The organism is Aerococcus sp. Group 1 (assembly GCF_000193205.1).
Classification (GTDB): Bacteria; Bacillota; Bacilli; order Lactobacillales; family Aerococcaceae; genus Aerococcus; species Aerococcus urinae_A.
On the sequence record NC_015278.1, the window covers coordinates 1,725,948 to 1,742,617 of the forward strand.

Sequence of the window (16,670 nt, forward strand, 5' to 3'; positions counted from 1 at the left end):
GTGAGCGTCCTCTCCCAATTTAACCAGCTAGCTGTTAAAGACTTAGCCTTTCCGCCTAGTGCCCTGCTCTTAAATATTGAACGCAAGGGGCAAAGTATCACCCCACATGGTGATACCACACTCCAAGCCCTAGATACCGTAAAAGTCTTGTTAGATGAAGACGACTTAGCCGCTAGTAAAAAATATATCCACTCTATGAATAAAGATTAAAAATAAGGATGTGAGGACGCCGTCAGAGACTTGAATCGCTGGAGGAAAGTACCATAAGCACAAGAATTTGTGCCTTGGAATTTTCTGAAGCGACTTCAAGTCTGGCGTCTGAACTCAACTAGAGCCTGCAACAACCGCGCCAGAAGGCAAGACTGCTACGTATACTATATCTGTAACTCGCTCTTCGCTTCGAACAGCTATAGCAACTGGAAGAAAAAGGAGCCTGAGACAAAAGTCCCAGGCTCCTTTTTAAAATACGAACCATCTATTCAAAACGTGCTCCAAAAGTCAGCCCTGACGTCCACTTCACGAACTATGTGCGATAGTTTTGCAACTATCTACCATAGTTCGCTCCAGTGGTTCAGGACTCTTTTGACTTTTGTCGCACTCTCCTTTTAAATGATAAATTTATCTGTACTTCTTATTCCTTGTCGTCTGAAAAGCTATTCTTAACCCCATCAACTGCTCCCTTTACGGAGTCCTTTACATCGTTAACTGCTTCTTTAGCTTGAGCAGATAGGTCTTCAGTCTTGCCTTCGTTTTCGGTTTCTTTGTCATCAAATACTTTTCCAGCGGTTTCTTTGACTTTACCCTTAATTTGATCAAATTTTTCTGACATAACTTTTCCTCCTTTTATCTTATATTCCCATTTTAACACGATCAAAGAGCTCTTTAAAATGATATGGTTAGCCTATCATTTGCGTCACCCTTTCTTAAAAATGAGTTGACAAGATTATCCCGATCTTTGTAAAATATAAAGTGTTTCTAGCTATTCGTTAAGATTATTCAGAAAGGAAGATACTTGCATGACAACCAGTCAAGCGGTTTTAGAGCAGCTTATGGTAGCGCCCCTTAGCGGCCAGGTCCTAGCCGACCAACTCAACCTCTCCCGTAATGCAGTATGGAAGGCGGTTGAAAATCTGCGTAAAGAAGGCTTCGTCATCGAATCTGGAAAGCAAGGCTACCAGATTCAAGCCTTACCCCAACGGCTAAACCAGAGTCTATTGACTTATTACCTGGACCAAGGGGAAGCCAAGTGGAAGCTCATTCTTTTAGATGAAGTGGGATCTACCAATGAGTATATCAAGGCCTATAAGAGTCAACACCAAGATGACTTGGTTATTTGTGCTAGTCAAAAACAAACAGCCGGAAAAGGACGTCTAGGAAAAAGCTTCTATTCTTCCTTAGAGGATGGCTTGTATGTCAGTTTGGCTCTGAAGCCCAATTGTTCTAGCCCAGCTGAAGTACCTCTCTACACCCTCTTAGCGGCCAGTGCCGTGATCGACACTTTGGGGAGTTACTTAGCTGAACCCATCCAGGTCAAGTGGGTTAACGATCTCTTCTACCAAGGTCACAAGGCAGCTGGAATCCTTTGCGAAATGGTCTCTGACTTAGAGATTCCTAGCGTGTCTTATATTGTCATCGGTTTGGGTCTGAATTTAGCCGGTGACTTGTCTAAAGTGGCTGATATTAGGGAAATTGCTGGAACCTTTTTTGGAAAAGAGTTGCCTAAAGACTTTAATATTAACCAATTCTTAGCTGACCTTATCCAATGCTTGATGACCTACCATCACCACTTTGCCCAAGGTGAATTTCTAGACACCTATAAGAAACACCTACTGGGTCTGGGTAAAGAAGTAAGCTACCAAGAAAACCAGGTCAATAAAACTGGGAAAATAAAAGGGATTAATGAACAAGGCCAGCTCTTAGTGGAAGATAAAGCTGGAGACATCCACGCCCTAATCAGCCCCAATATTCATTTTGGGAGTCAACAATTCGTTAGCGACTAGCTAGAAGCAAAAACCTATTAATCCAGTTTAGATCTCTGGTTAATAGACGCAGTGGCTCAAAGGCCCTGTTAATCGATCTTTGCATAAGGAGAAAACAAAAATGAAAACCAAAGAAATTACTCGTATTGCTTTGATGATAGCCCTATTGGTTATCGCTTCTCAGTTAACTATTCCTATCGGAATTGTTCCCTTTACCCTTCAAACCTTTGCGGTTAACTTAATTGCCTTATTTTTAAAACCTAAGGAAGCCTTTCTTACTACCTTGCTCTACTTGCTGGGCGGCTTAATCGGATTACCATTCTTTGCCGGATTCCATGGCGGTTTCCAAAGTGTACTAACCCCTTCCTTTGGCTTTATTATAGGCTTCCTTGCTGCCGCTAGCCTGGTTTCAACCTATTTAGCTAAGCAAGCCAATCCAGGGCCTAGAGAATACCTCATTGCCCTAGTCATTAATTACTTAGTGACCAATTCAATTGGTTTTGTCTATATGGCCTTTATTTTAAACTCCTATATGGGCAAGGGCCTTTCCATCGGCGGGCTTTTAGCCATTGGGATCACTCCCTTTATTCTGGCTGAAATTCTCAAAAGTGCCCTGGCCTTTATCTTAGCCCTGCGTTTACGTCCACTCTTAAAGCGCAGAAACTTACTTGACTAAAAAAAGTGTGACCAAGCTAATCAACTTGGTCACACTTTTTTCATTTATAATTAATTTAAGATAAGAGAGACTAAGTCTTCGATAGCAAGCTTGCCAATGTTATCTTGGTAGTTGCCAGCGTTTAGTCCTGCAGCAATTCCAGCTTGGTCATAAGTCTTTCCAATCATAGCTTGGTCGACTTGGTCCGGTTGGCCAAAACTCATATCTCCATAAGTCTTGAAATCAGTAATAAGTCCATCACTAATATTAAAGTTAAAAGCCACGGTGCCTACCCCAGGGTAATAGGCTGTCTTATAGTAATGGAATCCAGGATTTGACCCATAATTCCACTCATCCTTTCCATAAAAATCAGCCACCCGTTGGTCAATAATCGCCCAGTCCTCATCGGTTAAGGTATAGCGTTGAATACTATCCAAGTCCTCTGTATGGAAGATTTCTTTAAGCAGGGCCTCTTTAAATGCTTCTGTAGATAAGTCAGCTAAGTCACCTTTTAAGAGGGGTTTGAGGTTAGAGACCCGTTTATCTACCGACTTGACCCCTTTGGTTTTTAACTTATCTTGATTAGGGGTCAGTACCCGCCTTGCTTGTTGGGTATCCAAATCATATAAGAGGGTACCACCAGCTGCCAAGGCATTTTCTACCTTGACCATGGACATGCCAGAAATTTTTAAGTCGTCCACTACAATGTCGTTACGACCTTTGAGTTGGACGCCTTTAATTCCTAGTGCAGTCAAGGCAGCAATAATCGGTTGGGCATAGTAAGAAAAATCACCATAATGTGAGGTGTCACCAACGACAATATTCTCAAAGACAATGTTGCCGTAGTCCTGATAAACAGCTCCCCCGCCACCCGTACGCCGGACTAAGGTGATATCATTCTTTTCTAAATAGTCTAGATCAACTTCTGCATAGGCATTTTGATTTTTACCGATAATGACACAGGGAGCATTAATATACATAATTAAGCCGTGGCCTTCAAGGGCTAGGTCATTGATCAGATAATTATCCAGCGATTGGTTAACAATAGGATCATAAACCGCTTGACCATGGCGTGACGTATCAATAAAAAACATGGAAAGATCTTCCTCCTTATTCATTTTCTAGCCTCTAACCGGGGTATTTTTTAAACATTTTATACTTTAAATTATAGCATAGAAACCGCCTTCTTTTCTGTTCCTTTGTCCCTTGAAATCTTATTGGAGCATGGCTCATTCTATGGTAATATGCACTTATTAAGCCAGAAAGGAAAATAACCATGTCGCTAGCTTTGGAATTTATTGATAAATTTAACCAGCTCCTGGGCGATGAAGCCGCTGACTTCTTCGCCGCTCTTAATAAAGGAGAGTCCCAGAAAGCCTTTCGTATCAACCCTCTAAAAGCTAAGGCCCAAGCCATTTGCCAGTCTTACTTTGAAGAAGAATTAACCCCCTGTCCCTATAGTCCATGGGGGTATTTAGGTCAAGTAGACGGTCATTCTCCCCTCCATCAAGCTGGACTAGTCTATAGCCAGGAAGCTTCAGCCATGGCGGTTGCTAGTGTGGTCCAAGCCCAGCCGGGAGAAAAAATTCTTGACCTCTGTGCCGCACCAGGAGGAAAGTCTACTCAGATTGCTGCTGATATGCAGGGCCAAGGGCTCTTGGTCGCTAATGAAATTATTCCTAAGCGGGCCAAGATCTTAGCTGAAAATATTGAAAGAATGGGCATTTCCAACGCGCTGGTAACCAACCACGATCCCGAAAGTCTGGCTACTTATTTCCCGGGCTTTTTCGATAAGGTTCTGGTTGACGCCCCCTGTTCCGGTGAAGGCATGTTTACCAAAAGTCAAGCGGCTCGTGAGGGCTGGTCCAAAGAGACACCTCTCCTCTGCCAAGAGCGGCAAAAGGAAATTCTGGGCCAAGCTGTTCGGATGCTAAAAGCAGGTGGGCAATTAATCTACTCCACCTGCACCTTCTCCCCGGAAGAAAACGAAGAGGTGATTGCCTGGCTATTGGACCAAGGAGATTTTGACCTGGAATGGATCGACAATTTTCCTCCTGAAACAGTCTCTCGGGGACGGAGCGACTGGAGCCGGTCAGACTATGATCTCTCCCCCTGTGTGAGAATTTGGCCCCATCGTTCCATCGGCGAGGGCCACTTTATTGCCCGTCTCAAGGCCAAAGACAGTCTTAATACCGACCAAGTAGCAGCAAAAGCTAAGAAGAGTCGTCCTAAAAAGGGCAAAAGGCACGCAGGTAAGTCTAAAGCTTCATCCTATCGCTTATTAGAGCCAGAAGAAAGGAAAAATCTCGCTGCCCTAAGCCAATCCTTCCCTAATGAGGACTACCAAGATCGAGAACTGATTGCTAAAGGCGACCAGGTTTGGCTCCTCCCTCCCGGCGTCACTTATCACATGCTAGTAGAGGGGCCCCTCAATCAATTACGCAGTCTCCGTCTGGGCCTCCACCTGGGAAGCTTACTAAAAAATCGCTTTCAACCCAGCTATGCTTGGGCCATGGCCTTGGCTCCCAAAGCCACTTACCCTCAAATTGAAATCAGCTACGATGACTGGGTAAACTATGTCCAAGGTCTCACCTTAGCTTATCCTGGCAACCAAGGTTGGGTCCTCTTAGTTTACCAAGGGATGGTCATTAGCTTTGGCAAACAAGTCCAAGGAACAGTTAAAAACTTCTTTCCCAAGGGATTGCGTTTTCACCCATGACAATGGGAAGTCAGAGGCGCTTCTGCTATACTAGGGGCAAAGAATCGGATTTTGACAAAGGAGGATGACTTACTTGATTAAACTATTTGTCACTGATATGGATGGTACCCTACTCAATGACCACCATGTCATTTCTGATGCTAACCGCCAGGCGATCTTGTCCTTAAATGACCAGGGAATTGAGTTTATGGTAGCTACCGGACGGGGATATCACTCAGCCCAACCTTTACTAGATATGCAAGACTTACGCTGCCCGATGATTAATTTAAATGGGGCAGTTTTTACTGATATTAATGGTGAAGCCAGCCAGCAAAAATATTTTTCCGGCCAACTCCTTAGTGAACTGCTGGATTACTTTAACTATTACAGCATTAATTATTCCATTATGACCCAAAACCAATACTATCTCTATAATCCGGAAACTTTTATCGACCAAATTAAGGCCGTCAGCCAGGGCGATCCCAAGGCCATGGCCAGTGCAGCCCAATTTATCTTTGATACCAATTATATCCGTGATATTAGGGACTATATTAGTGGGGAAAATGAGCCTGCCTTAAAAGTCATGGTCTTTTCTGAAGACCATGCTATTCTCCAGCAATTTATTGAGCATTTTGATAGCCATCCAGAATTAGCGGTCTCTTCTTCTGGTCCCGATAATTTAGAAATTACCCAGCGTGATGCCACTAAGAGCAATGCTTTAATGGCTTATGCCCAGTCTAAAGGCTATCAAAGCGATGAAATACTCACCATTGGCGACTCTCATAATGATATTTCCATGTTCCACCCGGTCAAATATTCTTATGCCATGGCTAATGCCAGTCAATTGGTCAAAGACCAGGCAAACTACCTAGCACCTAGCAACAAGGAGGATGGGGTCGCCCAAGTGATTGCTAACTTACTTAAAGAGCGATACTAGCACTCGGATCAGCCTATTTAATTCTGCCAAGTACAAGGGCAAATACCATTAGAAAGTGATGTCTATGGGGCAACAGCAAGTCAAAAAAATCTTAGAATTAGCCTTACTTGCCGGACAAATTATGTGTGAAAGTCAGGCAGAATCTTATCGGGTTGAAGATACCATGAATAAGATTCTTAGTCTTTCCCAGGCAGCTTTTGCGGTCGGCTGTTCTTTTTCAACCAATTTATTGGCCATTATTGACGATCCTAAATTTGAGAGCGGGGCTTTTGTGGGGGTGAAACGGATCACCAGCCACAGCAACAATCTCAATAAAATTGGTCAAGTGACCCGGATAACTGATTATTTCGTCCAAGGGCAGCTAGACATTGACCAAACTTATACCCTCTTATTGAACATCCGTTCGGGACGTAACCTCTATAATCCTAACCGAATGGCCTTAGGGATATGGGGAATGACCTTTTGTTTTACCTTTCTTTTTGATGGTGGTCCCTTTGAAGGCTTAACGGCAGCTATTAATGGCCTGGTCCTAGCGCTTTTATTTCTAGCTGCTAACCGCTTAAATTTTGGGGCTTTCTTTACCAATGTCATTCAAGCAAGTGTCGTCACTCTCCTACCCCACCTCTTTCAAATGTATCTGTGGCCTGATTTAGCCAGCGGAACCGTGGTGATCGCTTCCCTCATGCCCCTGGTTCCTGGAACCCCCTTTACCACGGCAGTCCGAGACCTCTTCCATGAGGATTTCATCGCCGGCTCTTCCCGTTTAGTGGAAGCCCTTCTCACAGCAGGAAGTTTAGCTTTAGGTTCAATCATCGCCTTTCTTATCTTAGAAGGAGTCTTTATATGATTGCTTTATTTCTTTACCATGCCTTTTTTTCACTGACCGTAGGCTTTTTTTGCGCCTATGTCTTTGAGGTTCCTAAAAGAATGATTTTCCAAGTCTCCTTAATTGGAATGTTTGGCTGGTTAACCTACTACTTCACCCAGGTCCTAGCGGGTTCGACTCCAGTCTGGTCCTCTTATTGGGCCAGCCTAGTCATTGCCGCTATGTCTCAGTGGGCGGCCAGTCGTTTCCACCAACCAGTGACCTTGTTTTTCATTCCGGGTTTTATTCCCATCGTCCCTGGTGGAGGCCTCTACCGGACTGCCCTCTATCTTTTTCAACGCGATTTTGACTTGTTTTCTAGTCAATTGCTAGAAACCTTTATGAGTACCGTGGCTATCGGATTAGCTATTTTTACCGTTTCTAGTATCACTTACCTAGGGAACCGGACCACTTCAGCCAAGTATATTCGCCGGGATAACCGTAAACGTGTGCGGGCCTTATTCCGTAAGCATTAAAAATAAGGAAGGATCATGATGACAATAAAAAATTACTCCTACTCTTAATGACCGGTCTGCTCTTTGCCTGTGGTCAAAAACCAGACTCTACTACCCCAAAGCAAGCTAGCCAGGAAGACCAAACAGAAAGTAAGTCCCCACAAACTGAGCAAAAGAATGAAACACAGCCAGCCAGTGACCAAGCGACTGACCTGGACCAATTAACCGTCTTGAGTCAGACTGAGGACTATGTTCAATATGAATTAAATGTCATGCGGGATGGTTTTAAAATACACGGTAAGCTCTTCTTGCCCAAGGGCGACCAAGAATCCTGGCCATTAACTATCCTAGCCCACGGGATTAACCAAACCGATTTAACCACCACGCCTTACGCCACTCATTTGGCGAAACGTGGGGTAGCTGCCTATGTTTTTGACTTTATCGGCGGGGCTCCCCTAAATAGCAGTGATGGTGACTTTTCCGATATGACCGTATTGACTGAACTGGCTGACCTGGAGGCCATTTACCAAAAGCTCACTAACTATAAAGCAATTGATTCCAGTGAAACTTACCTATTAGGAGATAGCCAGGGCGGTCTCGTAGCTACCATGATGGCAGCTAAACACCCCGAGGATATCCAGGGGATGATCCTACTCTACCCTGCCTTCAATATGCCCAGCCTAGTCCACGACTTTGTCCCGGACAAAGAAGAAATTCCTGACTCCATCGATATCATGGGAGTATCGGTTAGCCGTTACTATATCGAAGACATGCTTAAGGTGGATGTGGAAGACATTACTACTTCCTATCCTGGCCCAGTTCTCATTGTCCATGGAGAAGATGATGTTCTCGTGCCCCCAGTCTATGCTCAAAAGGCCGCTGAGCTTTTCCCCAAGGCCCATTTAGAAATGATCCCTGGCGGCAAGCATGAATTTTCCGGCTCTGACTTCATCAAGGCCCTCTCTTATATCGATAAGTTCATGGTCAATCAACTCGGCGATGAACATTACCAACTCACTATCGACGAAGAAGAGCAAGCCGATAACAACTAAATCAAGTACACTCAGATAAATAAGCAATTAAAAAGTGCTAGTATCAGCCTCTTAAAAGACTTAAGAGTGATACTAGCACTTTTATTTTATTGGACCGTATTTATTTTTAATGCTCTTTAAAGAGCTGGGTCAAACGGGTCATAAATTCATTTAAGAATCGGTCCACATCAACCGCCACGGCGACTCGGACACTCGGATCAGGATCATTTAAACGGTCATTATCGCCAATAGTCCGTCCCCGACTTTCACCTTCAGTTTCAACCTTCATGGCTAAAGGCAGACAGTCAACTAAGTCTCCTTGAACGGCAACCGCCACGGCTAGTGGGTCGTGGAGGGCACAACCCTTTAAGTGGGGCGAGGTGACTTCGTAGGATTTAATGTAATAGTCCACAATATCAGCCATCTTCTCACCAGCCTCAGTGCCTAAGTCACGCCAAATTTGGGTTTCCTTATAGGTCAAGAGGGTGCGCAAGGTCACGTCTAATCCCACCATGGTAACTGGTAAGCCTGACCGGAATAATTTATCAGCGGCTGCGGGGTCTTGGCTAATATTAGCCTCTGCAAAAGCTGACACATTACCACAAACCGTCAAGGCCCCACCCATAATGACAATTTCACCAACTTGGGATAAGCTATCGAGGTCCTTATCAATGGCTGCGGCTAAGTTAGTCATAGGCCCGGTAGCGACAATTTTTAAATCTTTACCATACTTCCTAGCCGATTCGAGGATAAAGTCAACCGCATTGCCAGCAGCTTGATTAACAGGCCGGTCACCCAGGTCAACCTCACCCAGACCATTTTTACCGTGGATCAGAGCTGAGACTTCTTGCACTTCAAAGTCTTCCTTATCCGAAGCATGGTCTAAGCCGGGATAAACTAGGACCTGGCCTTGACCAAATAAATCCAATAATTGACTGGCGTTTTTCAGACCTGTTTCCATTAACACATTACCATAGGTCCCCGTGATACCAAGCAAGTCGACTTCTGCTGAGGCACACGCGTAGGCAATGGCCAGGGCATCGTCAACCCCTGTATCTAAGTCCAGTATCATTTTTACCATAGAAGATCCTCCTCCTTAAATCCTTAAACTAAGGTCACTTCAATTTTACCCGCTTTATTGCCATTTTTAAAGCTTTAGCCCAAAGTGGCTAAAAAGAAAATCGACCCCGATAGCTATGGAAACTATGGGAGGCCGATTATCATTAGATTAAGTCAACTTCATTACTAGCAAAAATATAGATACCTACTTGGCTTCAGCTTGTCCTTTAACAAATTGGTATAAGGTCTTCACTGGCACACCTGTTGCTCCCTGAGGAAGGTAGCGGTAGGCTTTTTCCCCGAAGGCAGGGCCAGCAATATCCAAGTGAACCCATGGCTTACCTTCCACAAAGTGTTCTAAGAAGACCCCTGCGGTAATGGTTCCTCCATTGCGTCCGGTAGAATTTCTTAAGTCGGCATTGGTGCCTTTAACGGCTTCTCGTAATTCTTCTGGTGCTGGTAATTGCCAAATCGGTTCACCAACACTGTCAGCAGCTTGGTCTACTGCTTGGAAAAGCTCAGGGTCATTGGTCATCGCCCCAGCTGTCCGTTCACCGAGAGCGACTAAGCAAGCCCCCGTTAAGGTCGCTAGGTCAATCACGCATTCACTATTCACTTTAGCAGCTGCATAGTAAATCGAATCGGCCAAGGTCACCCGACCTTCAGCATCGGTATTCAAGACCTCAATCGTCGTCCCCTTCATGGAACCGATAATGTCCCCATTTTTATAGGAGCTGGCAGAGACCAAGTTTTCTGTGATAGCAGCCACACCCACAACGTTTTTATTGACCTTGTTTTTGGCTAAGGCGTAAATACTACCAATTACGGCGGCAGCCCCAGCCATGTCGTCCTTCATATCGATCATAGAGTTAGCTGGTTTTAAGGCGTAACCACCGGAGTCATAGGTAATCCCCTTGCCAACTAAGGCGATGGCTTTATCTTCTGGACCTTGAGGGAGATAATTCATCACGAGGAAGCGGGGTTCATTGACCGAACCAGCATTAACTGCTAGGAGGGCTTCCATCCCCAAGTCTTCGATTTGTTTTTTATCGAAGATTTCCACTTCTACCCCAAGCTCAGTTAACAAGTCCTTGGCTTGATCAGCCATTTGCGCCGGACTGAGGTGGTTAGAAGGGGTATTGACTAGATCGCGCGTCGCATTAATCCCTTCCACTAAATGAGTCACTTCCTCAACCACTTGGTCAAGGTCAGCGACTTTTTTAGGCAGGTTAATCTTAGCTAGGGAAGAGGTGGATTTGTCACTGAGGTAACGGTCAAAACGATAGTCGCTTTGTAAGAAACCTTCAATAACCCCTTCCAGGGCAGCACGGTTCGTAGCCGCAAAAGAAACATTGGCTGCTTCAACCTTAGCTGCCTTTAATTCCTTAGCTGCCAAGAAAGCCGCAAGCACATAGTTATCGCGTTGAGGCTTTTCACCGAGGCCGACTAAAACTAAGTTTTGGCTATTAGGGCCTAGTGAGCGATAAACTTGCTTGGCTTCGCCATTAAAGTCCAGTTGGTCTTTTAAATAGTCTTGGGTGGCCTGGTCGACCATGCTTAAGTCTTGACCAGCCTCCACTAAGTAAACATGATTGGTAAAATTTTCATTGCTGACAAATTTCATCACTCATCCTCCAATTCTACATTACTTCTGTCAATGCTTTCATTATACCAAGTTTACTTATTTTAGCTAGGTTTAGTGATTAATTTAGAGAAATCAATCTAACAGATTTGACTTAACCTCCCTACCGGATCAATCGCCTTTGCTTGGTCTTTTAGTTATAATGATAATAAGAAAATATTAAGGAGGTATTTCCATGACTCTTTTACAGACGACGCTTTACTCAGACAGTTTGCGCATGGATGTCCATGTCAATATCATTTTTCCCCAAAACTGTGCTCGGACTCCAGAAGATAAACGCCAAAGCTTAACGCCCCCTTACCGGGTCCTCTATCTCTTACACGGCCTATCCAGTAATGAGGATGGTTGGCTTCGCTTCACTTCCCTAGAACGCTATGCCCGTGACTTGGACTTGGTCATTGTCCTACCTACCACCCACCGCGGCTGGTATATCAACAATGCCATTGGTTACCCCTATAGCAATTTCATTAGTGTCGAACTGCCCGAAATCATCCAAACCATGCTCCCGGTATCAACTAAACGGGAGGATACCTATATTGCTGGAGCCTCTATGGGCGGCTTTGGCGCTTTGAAGGCGGCCTTCACCTATCCGGAAAAATATGGTTATGTGGCCAGCCTATCGGGAGTCACCGACCTGGTCAATGTCTTTGCCCAAGGTCCTGATCCTGAGTCTCCCTTCGAACATCAAATGCTCTTTGACGGGGAGTCTCCCGCTCACACTGACAATGACATTTATCACTTGGTCCAACAAGCCATTGATAATAAAATCGACCTGCCTAAAGTTTATTTGACCTGTGGCACTGAAGATGACTTAATCGAACAAAATCGTCACTTTAAAGACCGCTTTGGTGATGTCTTAGAGCTCTCCTACCATGAAAACCCTGGAGAGCACGGTTGGGACTACTGGGACCCAGAAATTAAAAAGGTACTTTACTGGTTACCTACTATTTAAAACTAGCTACTTAACATATTGAAAAACAGCCTAGCTTAAGCGGAAAGTTTCCTTAAGCTAGGCTGTTTTTATATCTTATATTCAATCAAACTGTCTACCAAACCAGCGAAATTCGACTGGTTGGCTTCATGGTAGGGTTTAACTTGGGAGCTACTTTTAAGGATGGCTTGACTGGCTAAGGGACCAATCGTCCACAATTGGATAGCAGACCGCTTCTGATCTAAGACCGGCAAGGACACTAAGTCTACCAGCCCCTGCCAGGCACTGGCACTAGCAATCGTTATAGCTAGAGGCTCTTTAAAGCTAGCCTGGTCGATGGCGGCTTGAAGTGATTGACCAACTTTCCAGTTGACTTGCTTTTGATAAACGATCCACTCCTGAATACTTATATCAGACAGGTAAGTTTGCCCTAGAGCCTGGTACTTGCCCTGGCTTTGGGGACTAATGGGGACAATGAGCCGGTCAATCCTAGGCTGGTAGTGGTCCTTGATTTTCTGAAAATGCCTAAAGGCCTCCTGACTAGTCCCCCCTTGGGTCAAGGCTTGGCAATCAATGGAGTAGTTCTGGCTAAGATAGCGTCCAGTTTGCTGGCTACTAGAAAAAAAGTAGAGTTGACTTAAAGCATCACTAGGGGGTAAATGCTTGAAGACAGCTTGGCCGGCCATGCGACTGACAAAGAAAAAGGCATCTCCTCGTTGAAGTTTTAAGGGATTAACCTGGCTCAGAGACTCCAATTGGATAACCGGCAGCCAGTCCACTTGGTAGCCCGCTTGCTCTAAGCGGACTAGCTGCTTTTTATTCAAGGAGCGTGATGCCGTCCACAGAAGTCTAGTCATTGCCGTCACCTTGACCTAACCATTTTCCTGCCCCTTGGTCCAAGAGATCTTGGTAAACCGCTTGGCCTAGGGCTAAGGCTTGGTCTAGGGGAGCTTCTAATTGGCTACGAACCAAGGCAAAGCCGTCCTGACGACCAATCATGGCTGTTAAATTAATTTCCTGGCCTTTAATTTGACCATAGGCTCCAACCGGATAATTGCAATCAGCCCCTAGCGCTTTGAGAACCACTCGTTCACAAGCCACTGCCTGGTGGGTTTCAGGGTCATCAACGGCTTGAAGGACTTCTCTAGTTTGCTGATCATCATTCAAACATTGGACTGCCAAGGCCCCTTGCCCTACTGCAGGAATCATTTCATCTAGGCTAAAAGCATGTGCCTGGAGTTCATAGTTGTTGAGGATATGGGCCTCACTATTGACTTCTTTTTGGTTAAAGCGCTGGGAGTCAAAAGGATAGTCAAGGAGCTGCAAGCGTTTTAGGCCCGCCGTAGCGAGGACCAGGGCCTGGAAGTCGCCGCGAGCAAGTTTATCCAAACGACTGTCAATATTCCCGCGAACATGGACAATCTCCAAATCTGGTCTTAGGGCATGCAGTTGGGCCAGGCGGCGTAAACTCCCTGTTCCTACCCTAGCGCCATTAGGCAAGTCGTGCCAGTCCATCCCCTTAGCAGTCAAGATCACATCTCCAGGGTCTTGGCGCTTAGGAATAGCGGCCAAAACTGTCCCTTGGGCTAATTCGCTAGGAACATCTTTTAAACTATGGACAATAAAATCGACCTTGCCTTGGGCTAGGGCCTGCTCAATCCAGCGGACAAAGACCCCCTTGCCCCCAATTTTAGAGAGGGGGGAGGACTTATCCTTGTCTCCCTTGGTGGATAATTTAACTAATTGAAATTCATCCTGCGGGTAAACTGCCTCCAAAGCCCTGACAACTTCTAAACTTTGTTGCATGGCTAGCCGGCTGCTTCGCGTTCCAATTCGATAAGTGGTCAAATCCGATTCTCCTTGTCTTTCAGATAAGATGCGATACTTTCTCCCAGGGCCTTAGCTCCTGCGGGTGACTGCCCTTGACTGGAAATGGCAATCAGGTAGCCCTCATGGTTAATGGTTTTCATATTAAAGAAATTCGATGCTCGCTTGTCCCCAGTCTGGTTGATCAATTGACCTGACCCAAGATCTTCGGCAATCGCCTGGTTGATCTCTGCTTGATCAGTGCAGGCAAAGATCATCTGATAACCCTGTAAATCCAGAGGGCCCTGGTAGGCTTGCTGCGACCAGATTAGCTTCCCTTTCCTGGCCCAGTCAGCAATCCGCTCAGTCACTCGAGGAGCCAAGACCGTAACCTGTGCCGCTTCCTTTATAAGTCCCTGTAATTTTCGCTCAGCGATCCTCCCACCGCCAATGATGAGAACTGACCAGTGACTGATATCTAACATGACTGGATACATAGCTAAGCTCCTTTATGACTCTTTTTGTTCTTGGACTATCTTATGAAAAAATATCGCGACTATTTTTATAGGGGACCTCACTGTAATGATCATAATGGTTTAAGGCCCGGGCCAAGCTAAAGAAATAGTCCGATAAACGATTAATATAAGGCAAAACTTGGGGATTATAATCCTGGCTTACCTGGCTAAATTGCACCAACTGCCGTTCTAGTGTGCGAGTTTGCGTTCTTAGCATATGACAGAAGCTAGCAGCCTGAGTGCCCCGAGGGAGGACAAACTTTTTAATGCTGGGGGTTGCTTCAGTATAATCATCAATCCAAGCTTCTAACTTGTCAGCCAGACCAGTTTTTACCTTATAGGGACGTTCTTGGTCTAGGGTAGCATAATCACTCCCGCAATCAAACAAATCTTGTTGGATAGCCAGGAGTTGCCTTTGAACTTGGTCATATTTGGGATCAACCAAAGCGGCCAGGTAGCCCACACTAGCATTTAACTGGTCAATCGCCCCATAAGTTCCTACTCGCTCAGAAGCCTTCGAAACACTATGTCCTCCGTACAGTCGGGTCATGCCCTGGTCACCGGTTCGTGTATAAATTGCCATCTTATTCTTCTCCTTCAATGATTCGGTCTAAGGCTTCCTTATCAATATGGTCAAGAACATGTTGGGCGAGTTCCTGAAATTGTTCTTCCATCACTGCTGCATAATTTTGGGGAAGCTGGCCCTTGAGTTTGACGCCTTTTTTCTCAGCTAGGGACTGTAGATAAGCATAGGTCCAGGCAGTATTGTCAAATAATCCATGTAAATTACTTGCAATTAAACGGCCCTCTTCTAAACAATAGCCCTCATTCCCAAAATAGCTTGTCCCGTTGCGTTTAACTACCCGGGCAAAGGAGGTGAACTGGTCCGGACTTTGGATGGTATAGGTCCGGACTTCATAGGCCGCTAAGGCGTAGCTCTCTTCCTTGCCAGCCCCATGTGGCGGATAAGTCGTTTGATATTGAGACTGGTAGACATCATGCGCCCCGGTTAAGGTCGACTGGTAGGGGAAAATACCCAGACCAGGATAGCTGTTACCGGCTTCATCGCTTAAAGTCTGACCCAAGAGAGTCTGGCCTGCCCCTATTGCAATCAAGTGACTGCCCTTTCCTACGGCTGCTTGAATGGCTGATGCCAGGCCCCGGTCTTTTAAATCTTTTAGGGCTCTGAGAGGATTGGCGGTTCCTGGAATAATGATTAAGTCCGGTTGCCCGACTTGCTTAGCCTGCTTAGCATAACGCAAAGAAACATCTTCGAACAATGATAAGCTATTCAAATCAGTGAAGTTAGCAATCCATTCCACAGCAATCACACAGACATCAAGGGCTTTAGAGGCGTCGTAGCTGGTCTGTTCCATATGTAAGTCGCAGGAATCTTCACTTTCAATCACATGGGGTAAGTAGGGAACCACCCCAATCACTTTTACCCCGGTCAAGGCTTCAATTTGTTCAATACCTGGATCAAGCAAGGAGACATCGCCCCGGAATTTATTAATAATAATTCCTTTAATCCGTTTGCCCTGGTCTTTTAATAAAGTGATAGTCCCGTAAATCGAAGCGAAGACTCCGCCTCGGTCAATATCAGCCACTAAAATAACCGGACTATCAGCAATCTCTGCCATGCCCATATTCACAATATCATGGTCATTGAGGTTGATTTCAGCAGGGCTCCCAGCCCCTTCTAAGACAATCAGGTCATTTTCCGAATCTAATTGGGTTATAACCTCTTTTAGCATGGGCTTTAATTGGGGTTTTAACTCGTGGTAATCACGCGCATTGAGATCTCCGTACACCTGCCCTTTAATAATAATCTGTGATTGGGCATCTTGGCTAGGCTTCATCAAAATGGGATTCATCAAGACGTCAGGTTCCCGACGGCAGGCATTGGCTTGCACCACCTGGGCCCGGGCCATTTCAGCCCCGGTCTTAGTAATATAAGAATTTAGGGCCATATTTTGCGATTTAAAGGGGAAAACCCGCAGTCCTTCATTAGTATAGATCCGGCCAATGGCTGCTGCCATAAGGCTCTTACCGACATCGGAAGCGGTCCCTTGAATCATTATATGTTTAGCCATAAAG

18 protein-coding genes are annotated in these 16,670 nt (G+C 45.3%); 9 read left to right on the top strand and 9 right to left on the bottom strand.

The features are described from left to right. Nucleotides 1–210 (top strand): TrkA C-terminal domain-containing protein, encoded by a 210-nt coding sequence (locus tag HMPREF9243_RS08065; protein ID WP_041706213.1) that lies wholly within the window; start codon nucleotides 1–3, stop codon nucleotides 208–210. A gap of 421 nt (nucleotides 211–631) precedes the next feature. On the opposite strand, the gene HMPREF9243_RS08070 is transcribed toward HMPREF9243_RS08065, so the two are convergent. Continuing rightward, entirely contained in the window at nucleotides 632–829 is a 198-nt protein-coding gene (locus HMPREF9243_RS08070; protein ID WP_013669868.1) for a CsbD family protein, read from the bottom strand. A gap of 187 nt (nucleotides 830–1,016) precedes the next feature. Here HMPREF9243_RS08070 and HMPREF9243_RS08075 point away from each other — a divergent pair, with 187 nt between their 5' ends. Together HMPREF9243_RS08075 and HMPREF9243_RS08080 are read left to right on the top strand one after the other, a co-directional pair. Next, entirely contained in the window at nucleotides 1,017–2,000 is a 984-nt protein-coding gene (locus HMPREF9243_RS08075) for a biotin--[acetyl-CoA-carboxylase] ligase (protein WP_013669049.1), read from the top strand. Nucleotides 2,001–2,100: 100 nt separating this feature from the next. Next, a complete protein-coding gene (locus HMPREF9243_RS08080) occupies nucleotides 2,101–2,655 on the top strand; it encodes a biotin transporter BioY (RefSeq protein ID WP_013668916.1) in 555 nt (184 codons plus the stop codon). A 50-nt stretch (nucleotides 2,656–2,705) separates the two neighbouring features. On the opposite strand, the gene HMPREF9243_RS08085 is transcribed toward HMPREF9243_RS08080, so the two are convergent. After that, entirely contained in the window at nucleotides 2,706–3,728 is a 1,023-nt protein-coding gene (locus HMPREF9243_RS08085) for a lipoate--protein ligase (protein ID WP_041706217.1), read from the bottom strand. Between the two features lie 182 nt (nucleotides 3,729–3,910). Here HMPREF9243_RS08085 and HMPREF9243_RS08090 point away from each other — a divergent pair, with 182 nt between their 5' ends. The 5 genes from HMPREF9243_RS08090 (at nucleotide 3,911) to HMPREF9243_RS08110 (ending at nucleotide 8,641) form a co-directional block, all read left to right on the top strand. Next, nucleotides 3,911–5,353 carry an RsmB/NOP family class I SAM-dependent RNA methyltransferase gene (locus tag HMPREF9243_RS08090; protein ID WP_013668741.1) on the top strand — a complete coding sequence of 481 codons (1,443 nt, stop codon included), beginning with the start codon at nucleotides 3,911–3,913 and terminating at the stop codon, nucleotides 5,351–5,353. Between the two features lie 73 nt (nucleotides 5,354–5,426). Further along, nucleotides 5,427–6,269 carry a Cof-type HAD-IIB family hydrolase gene (locus HMPREF9243_RS08095; protein WP_013669482.1) on the top strand — a complete coding sequence of 281 codons (843 nt, stop codon included), beginning with the start codon at nucleotides 5,427–5,429 and terminating at the stop codon, nucleotides 6,267–6,269. Between the two features lie 64 nt (nucleotides 6,270–6,333). Beyond that, nucleotides 6,334–7,116, top strand: a complete 783-nt coding sequence (locus tag HMPREF9243_RS08100; RefSeq protein ID WP_013669372.1) for a threonine/serine exporter ThrE family protein — start codon at nucleotides 6,334–6,336, stop codon at nucleotides 7,114–7,116. Beyond that, complete coding sequence (locus tag HMPREF9243_RS08105; RefSeq protein WP_013668559.1) at nucleotides 7,113–7,610, top strand: threonine/serine exporter family protein; 498 nt, start codon at nucleotides 7,113–7,115, stop codon at nucleotides 7,608–7,610. The genes HMPREF9243_RS08100 and HMPREF9243_RS08105 overlap by 4 nt, the downstream gene beginning before the upstream one ends. Before the next feature lie 47 nt (nucleotides 7,611–7,657). Then, on the top strand, nucleotides 7,658–8,641 hold the full coding sequence (locus tag HMPREF9243_RS08110) for a S9 family peptidase (protein WP_013669147.1): 984 nt from the start codon (nucleotides 7,658–7,660) through the stop codon (nucleotides 8,639–8,641). A 106-nt stretch (nucleotides 8,642–8,747) separates the two neighbouring features. Here HMPREF9243_RS08110 and HMPREF9243_RS08115 read toward each other — a convergent pair whose 3' ends face one another. Next, nucleotides 8,748–9,701: a nucleoside hydrolase gene (locus HMPREF9243_RS08115; RefSeq protein ID WP_013670076.1), complete on the bottom strand. Its 954-nt coding sequence runs from the start codon at nucleotides 9,699–9,701 to the stop codon at nucleotides 8,748–8,750. A gap of 183 nt (nucleotides 9,702–9,884) precedes the next feature. Beyond that, nucleotides 9,885–11,303, bottom strand: coding sequence for a leucyl aminopeptidase (locus HMPREF9243_RS08120; RefSeq protein ID WP_013668675.1), 1,419 nt, complete (start codon nucleotides 11,301–11,303; stop codon nucleotides 9,885–9,887). A 193-nt stretch (nucleotides 11,304–11,496) separates the two neighbouring features. Here HMPREF9243_RS08120 and HMPREF9243_RS08125 point away from each other — a divergent pair, with 193 nt between their 5' ends. Beyond that, nucleotides 11,497–12,273, top strand: coding sequence for an alpha/beta hydrolase family protein (locus HMPREF9243_RS08125; RefSeq protein WP_013669865.1), 777 nt, complete (start codon nucleotides 11,497–11,499; stop codon nucleotides 12,271–12,273). Nucleotides 12,274–12,341: 68 nt separating this feature from the next. Here the strand turns inward: HMPREF9243_RS08125 and HMPREF9243_RS08130 are convergent, their stop codons facing one another. From HMPREF9243_RS08130 to HMPREF9243_RS08150, 5 genes are read right to left on the bottom strand one after another with little or no spacing between them, the layout of a single operon-like run. Beyond that, nucleotides 12,342–13,109: a uroporphyrinogen-III synthase gene (locus HMPREF9243_RS08130; RefSeq protein WP_041706223.1), complete on the bottom strand. Its 768-nt coding sequence runs from the start codon at nucleotides 13,107–13,109 to the stop codon at nucleotides 12,342–12,344. Further along, a complete protein-coding gene (gene hemC / locus HMPREF9243_RS08135) occupies nucleotides 13,102–14,100 on the bottom strand; it encodes a hydroxymethylbilane synthase (protein ID WP_013668702.1) in 999 nt (332 codons plus the stop codon). Before hemC ends, HMPREF9243_RS08130 begins: the two co-directional genes overlap by 8 nt. After that, on the bottom strand, nucleotides 14,097–14,555 hold the full coding sequence (locus tag HMPREF9243_RS08140) for a bifunctional precorrin-2 dehydrogenase/sirohydrochlorin ferrochelatase (RefSeq protein ID WP_013669133.1): 459 nt from the start codon (nucleotides 14,553–14,555) through the stop codon (nucleotides 14,097–14,099). The genes hemC and HMPREF9243_RS08140 overlap by 4 nt, the downstream gene beginning before the upstream one ends. Nucleotides 14,556–14,595: 40 nt before the next feature. After that, nucleotides 14,596–15,156 (bottom strand): cob(I)yrinic acid a,c-diamide adenosyltransferase, encoded by a 561-nt coding sequence (locus HMPREF9243_RS08145; RefSeq protein ID WP_013668501.1) that lies wholly within the window; start codon nucleotides 15,154–15,156, stop codon nucleotides 14,596–14,598. Nucleotide 15,157: 1 nt separating this feature from the next. Then, nucleotides 15,158–16,666, bottom strand: a complete 1,509-nt coding sequence (locus HMPREF9243_RS08150; RefSeq protein ID WP_013670131.1) for a cobyric acid synthase — start codon at nucleotides 16,664–16,666, stop codon at nucleotides 15,158–15,160. Nucleotides 16,667–16,670 lie beyond the last annotated feature (4 nt).

Bases quoted from the DNA above. Each gene is read 5' to 3' on its own strand.
- HMPREF9243_RS08085 (WP_041706217.1), bottom strand. From the start codon at position 3,728: ATGTTTTTTATTGATACGTCACGCCATGGTCAAGCGGTTTATGATCCT.
- HMPREF9243_RS08105 (WP_013668559.1), top strand. From the start codon at position 7,113: ATGATTGCTTTATTTCTTTACCATGCCTTTTTTTCACTGACCGTAGGC.
- HMPREF9243_RS08120 (WP_013668675.1), bottom strand. From the start codon at position 11,303: ATGAAATTTGTCAGCAATGAAAATTTTACCAATCATGTTTACTTAGTG.
- HMPREF9243_RS08150 (WP_013670131.1), bottom strand. From the start codon at position 16,666: ATGGCTAAACATATAATGATTCAAGGGACCGCTTCCGATGTCGGTAAG.
- HMPREF9243_RS08145 (WP_013668501.1), bottom strand. From the start codon at position 15,156: ATGGCAATTTATACACGAACCGGTGACCAGGGCATGACCCGACTGTAC.
- HMPREF9243_RS08075 (WP_013669049.1), top strand. From the start codon at position 1,017: ATGACAACCAGTCAAGCGGTTTTAGAGCAGCTTATGGTAGCGCCCCTT.
- HMPREF9243_RS08110 (WP_013669147.1), top strand. From the start codon at position 7,658: ATGACCGGTCTGCTCTTTGCCTGTGGTCAAAAACCAGACTCTACTACC.
- HMPREF9243_RS08130 (WP_041706223.1), bottom strand. From the start codon at position 13,109: ATGACTAGACTTCTGTGGACGGCATCACGCTCCTTGAATAAAAAGCAG.
- HMPREF9243_RS08140 (WP_013669133.1), bottom strand. From the start codon at position 14,555: ATGTATCCAGTCATGTTAGATATCAGTCACTGGTCAGTTCTCATCATT.
- HMPREF9243_RS08070 (WP_013669868.1), bottom strand. From the start codon at position 829: ATGTCAGAAAAATTTGATCAAATTAAGGGTAAAGTCAAAGAAACCGCT.
- HMPREF9243_RS08090 (WP_013668741.1), top strand. From the start codon at position 3,911: ATGTCGCTAGCTTTGGAATTTATTGATAAATTTAACCAGCTCCTGGGC.
- HMPREF9243_RS08125 (WP_013669865.1), top strand. From the start codon at position 11,497: ATGACTCTTTTACAGACGACGCTTTACTCAGACAGTTTGCGCATGGAT.
- HMPREF9243_RS08100 (WP_013669372.1), top strand. From the start codon at position 6,334: ATGGGGCAACAGCAAGTCAAAAAAATCTTAGAATTAGCCTTACTTGCC.
- HMPREF9243_RS08080 (WP_013668916.1), top strand. From the start codon at position 2,101: ATGAAAACCAAAGAAATTACTCGTATTGCTTTGATGATAGCCCTATTG.
- HMPREF9243_RS08115 (WP_013670076.1), bottom strand. From the start codon at position 9,701: ATGGTAAAAATGATACTGGACTTAGATACAGGGGTTGACGATGCCCTG.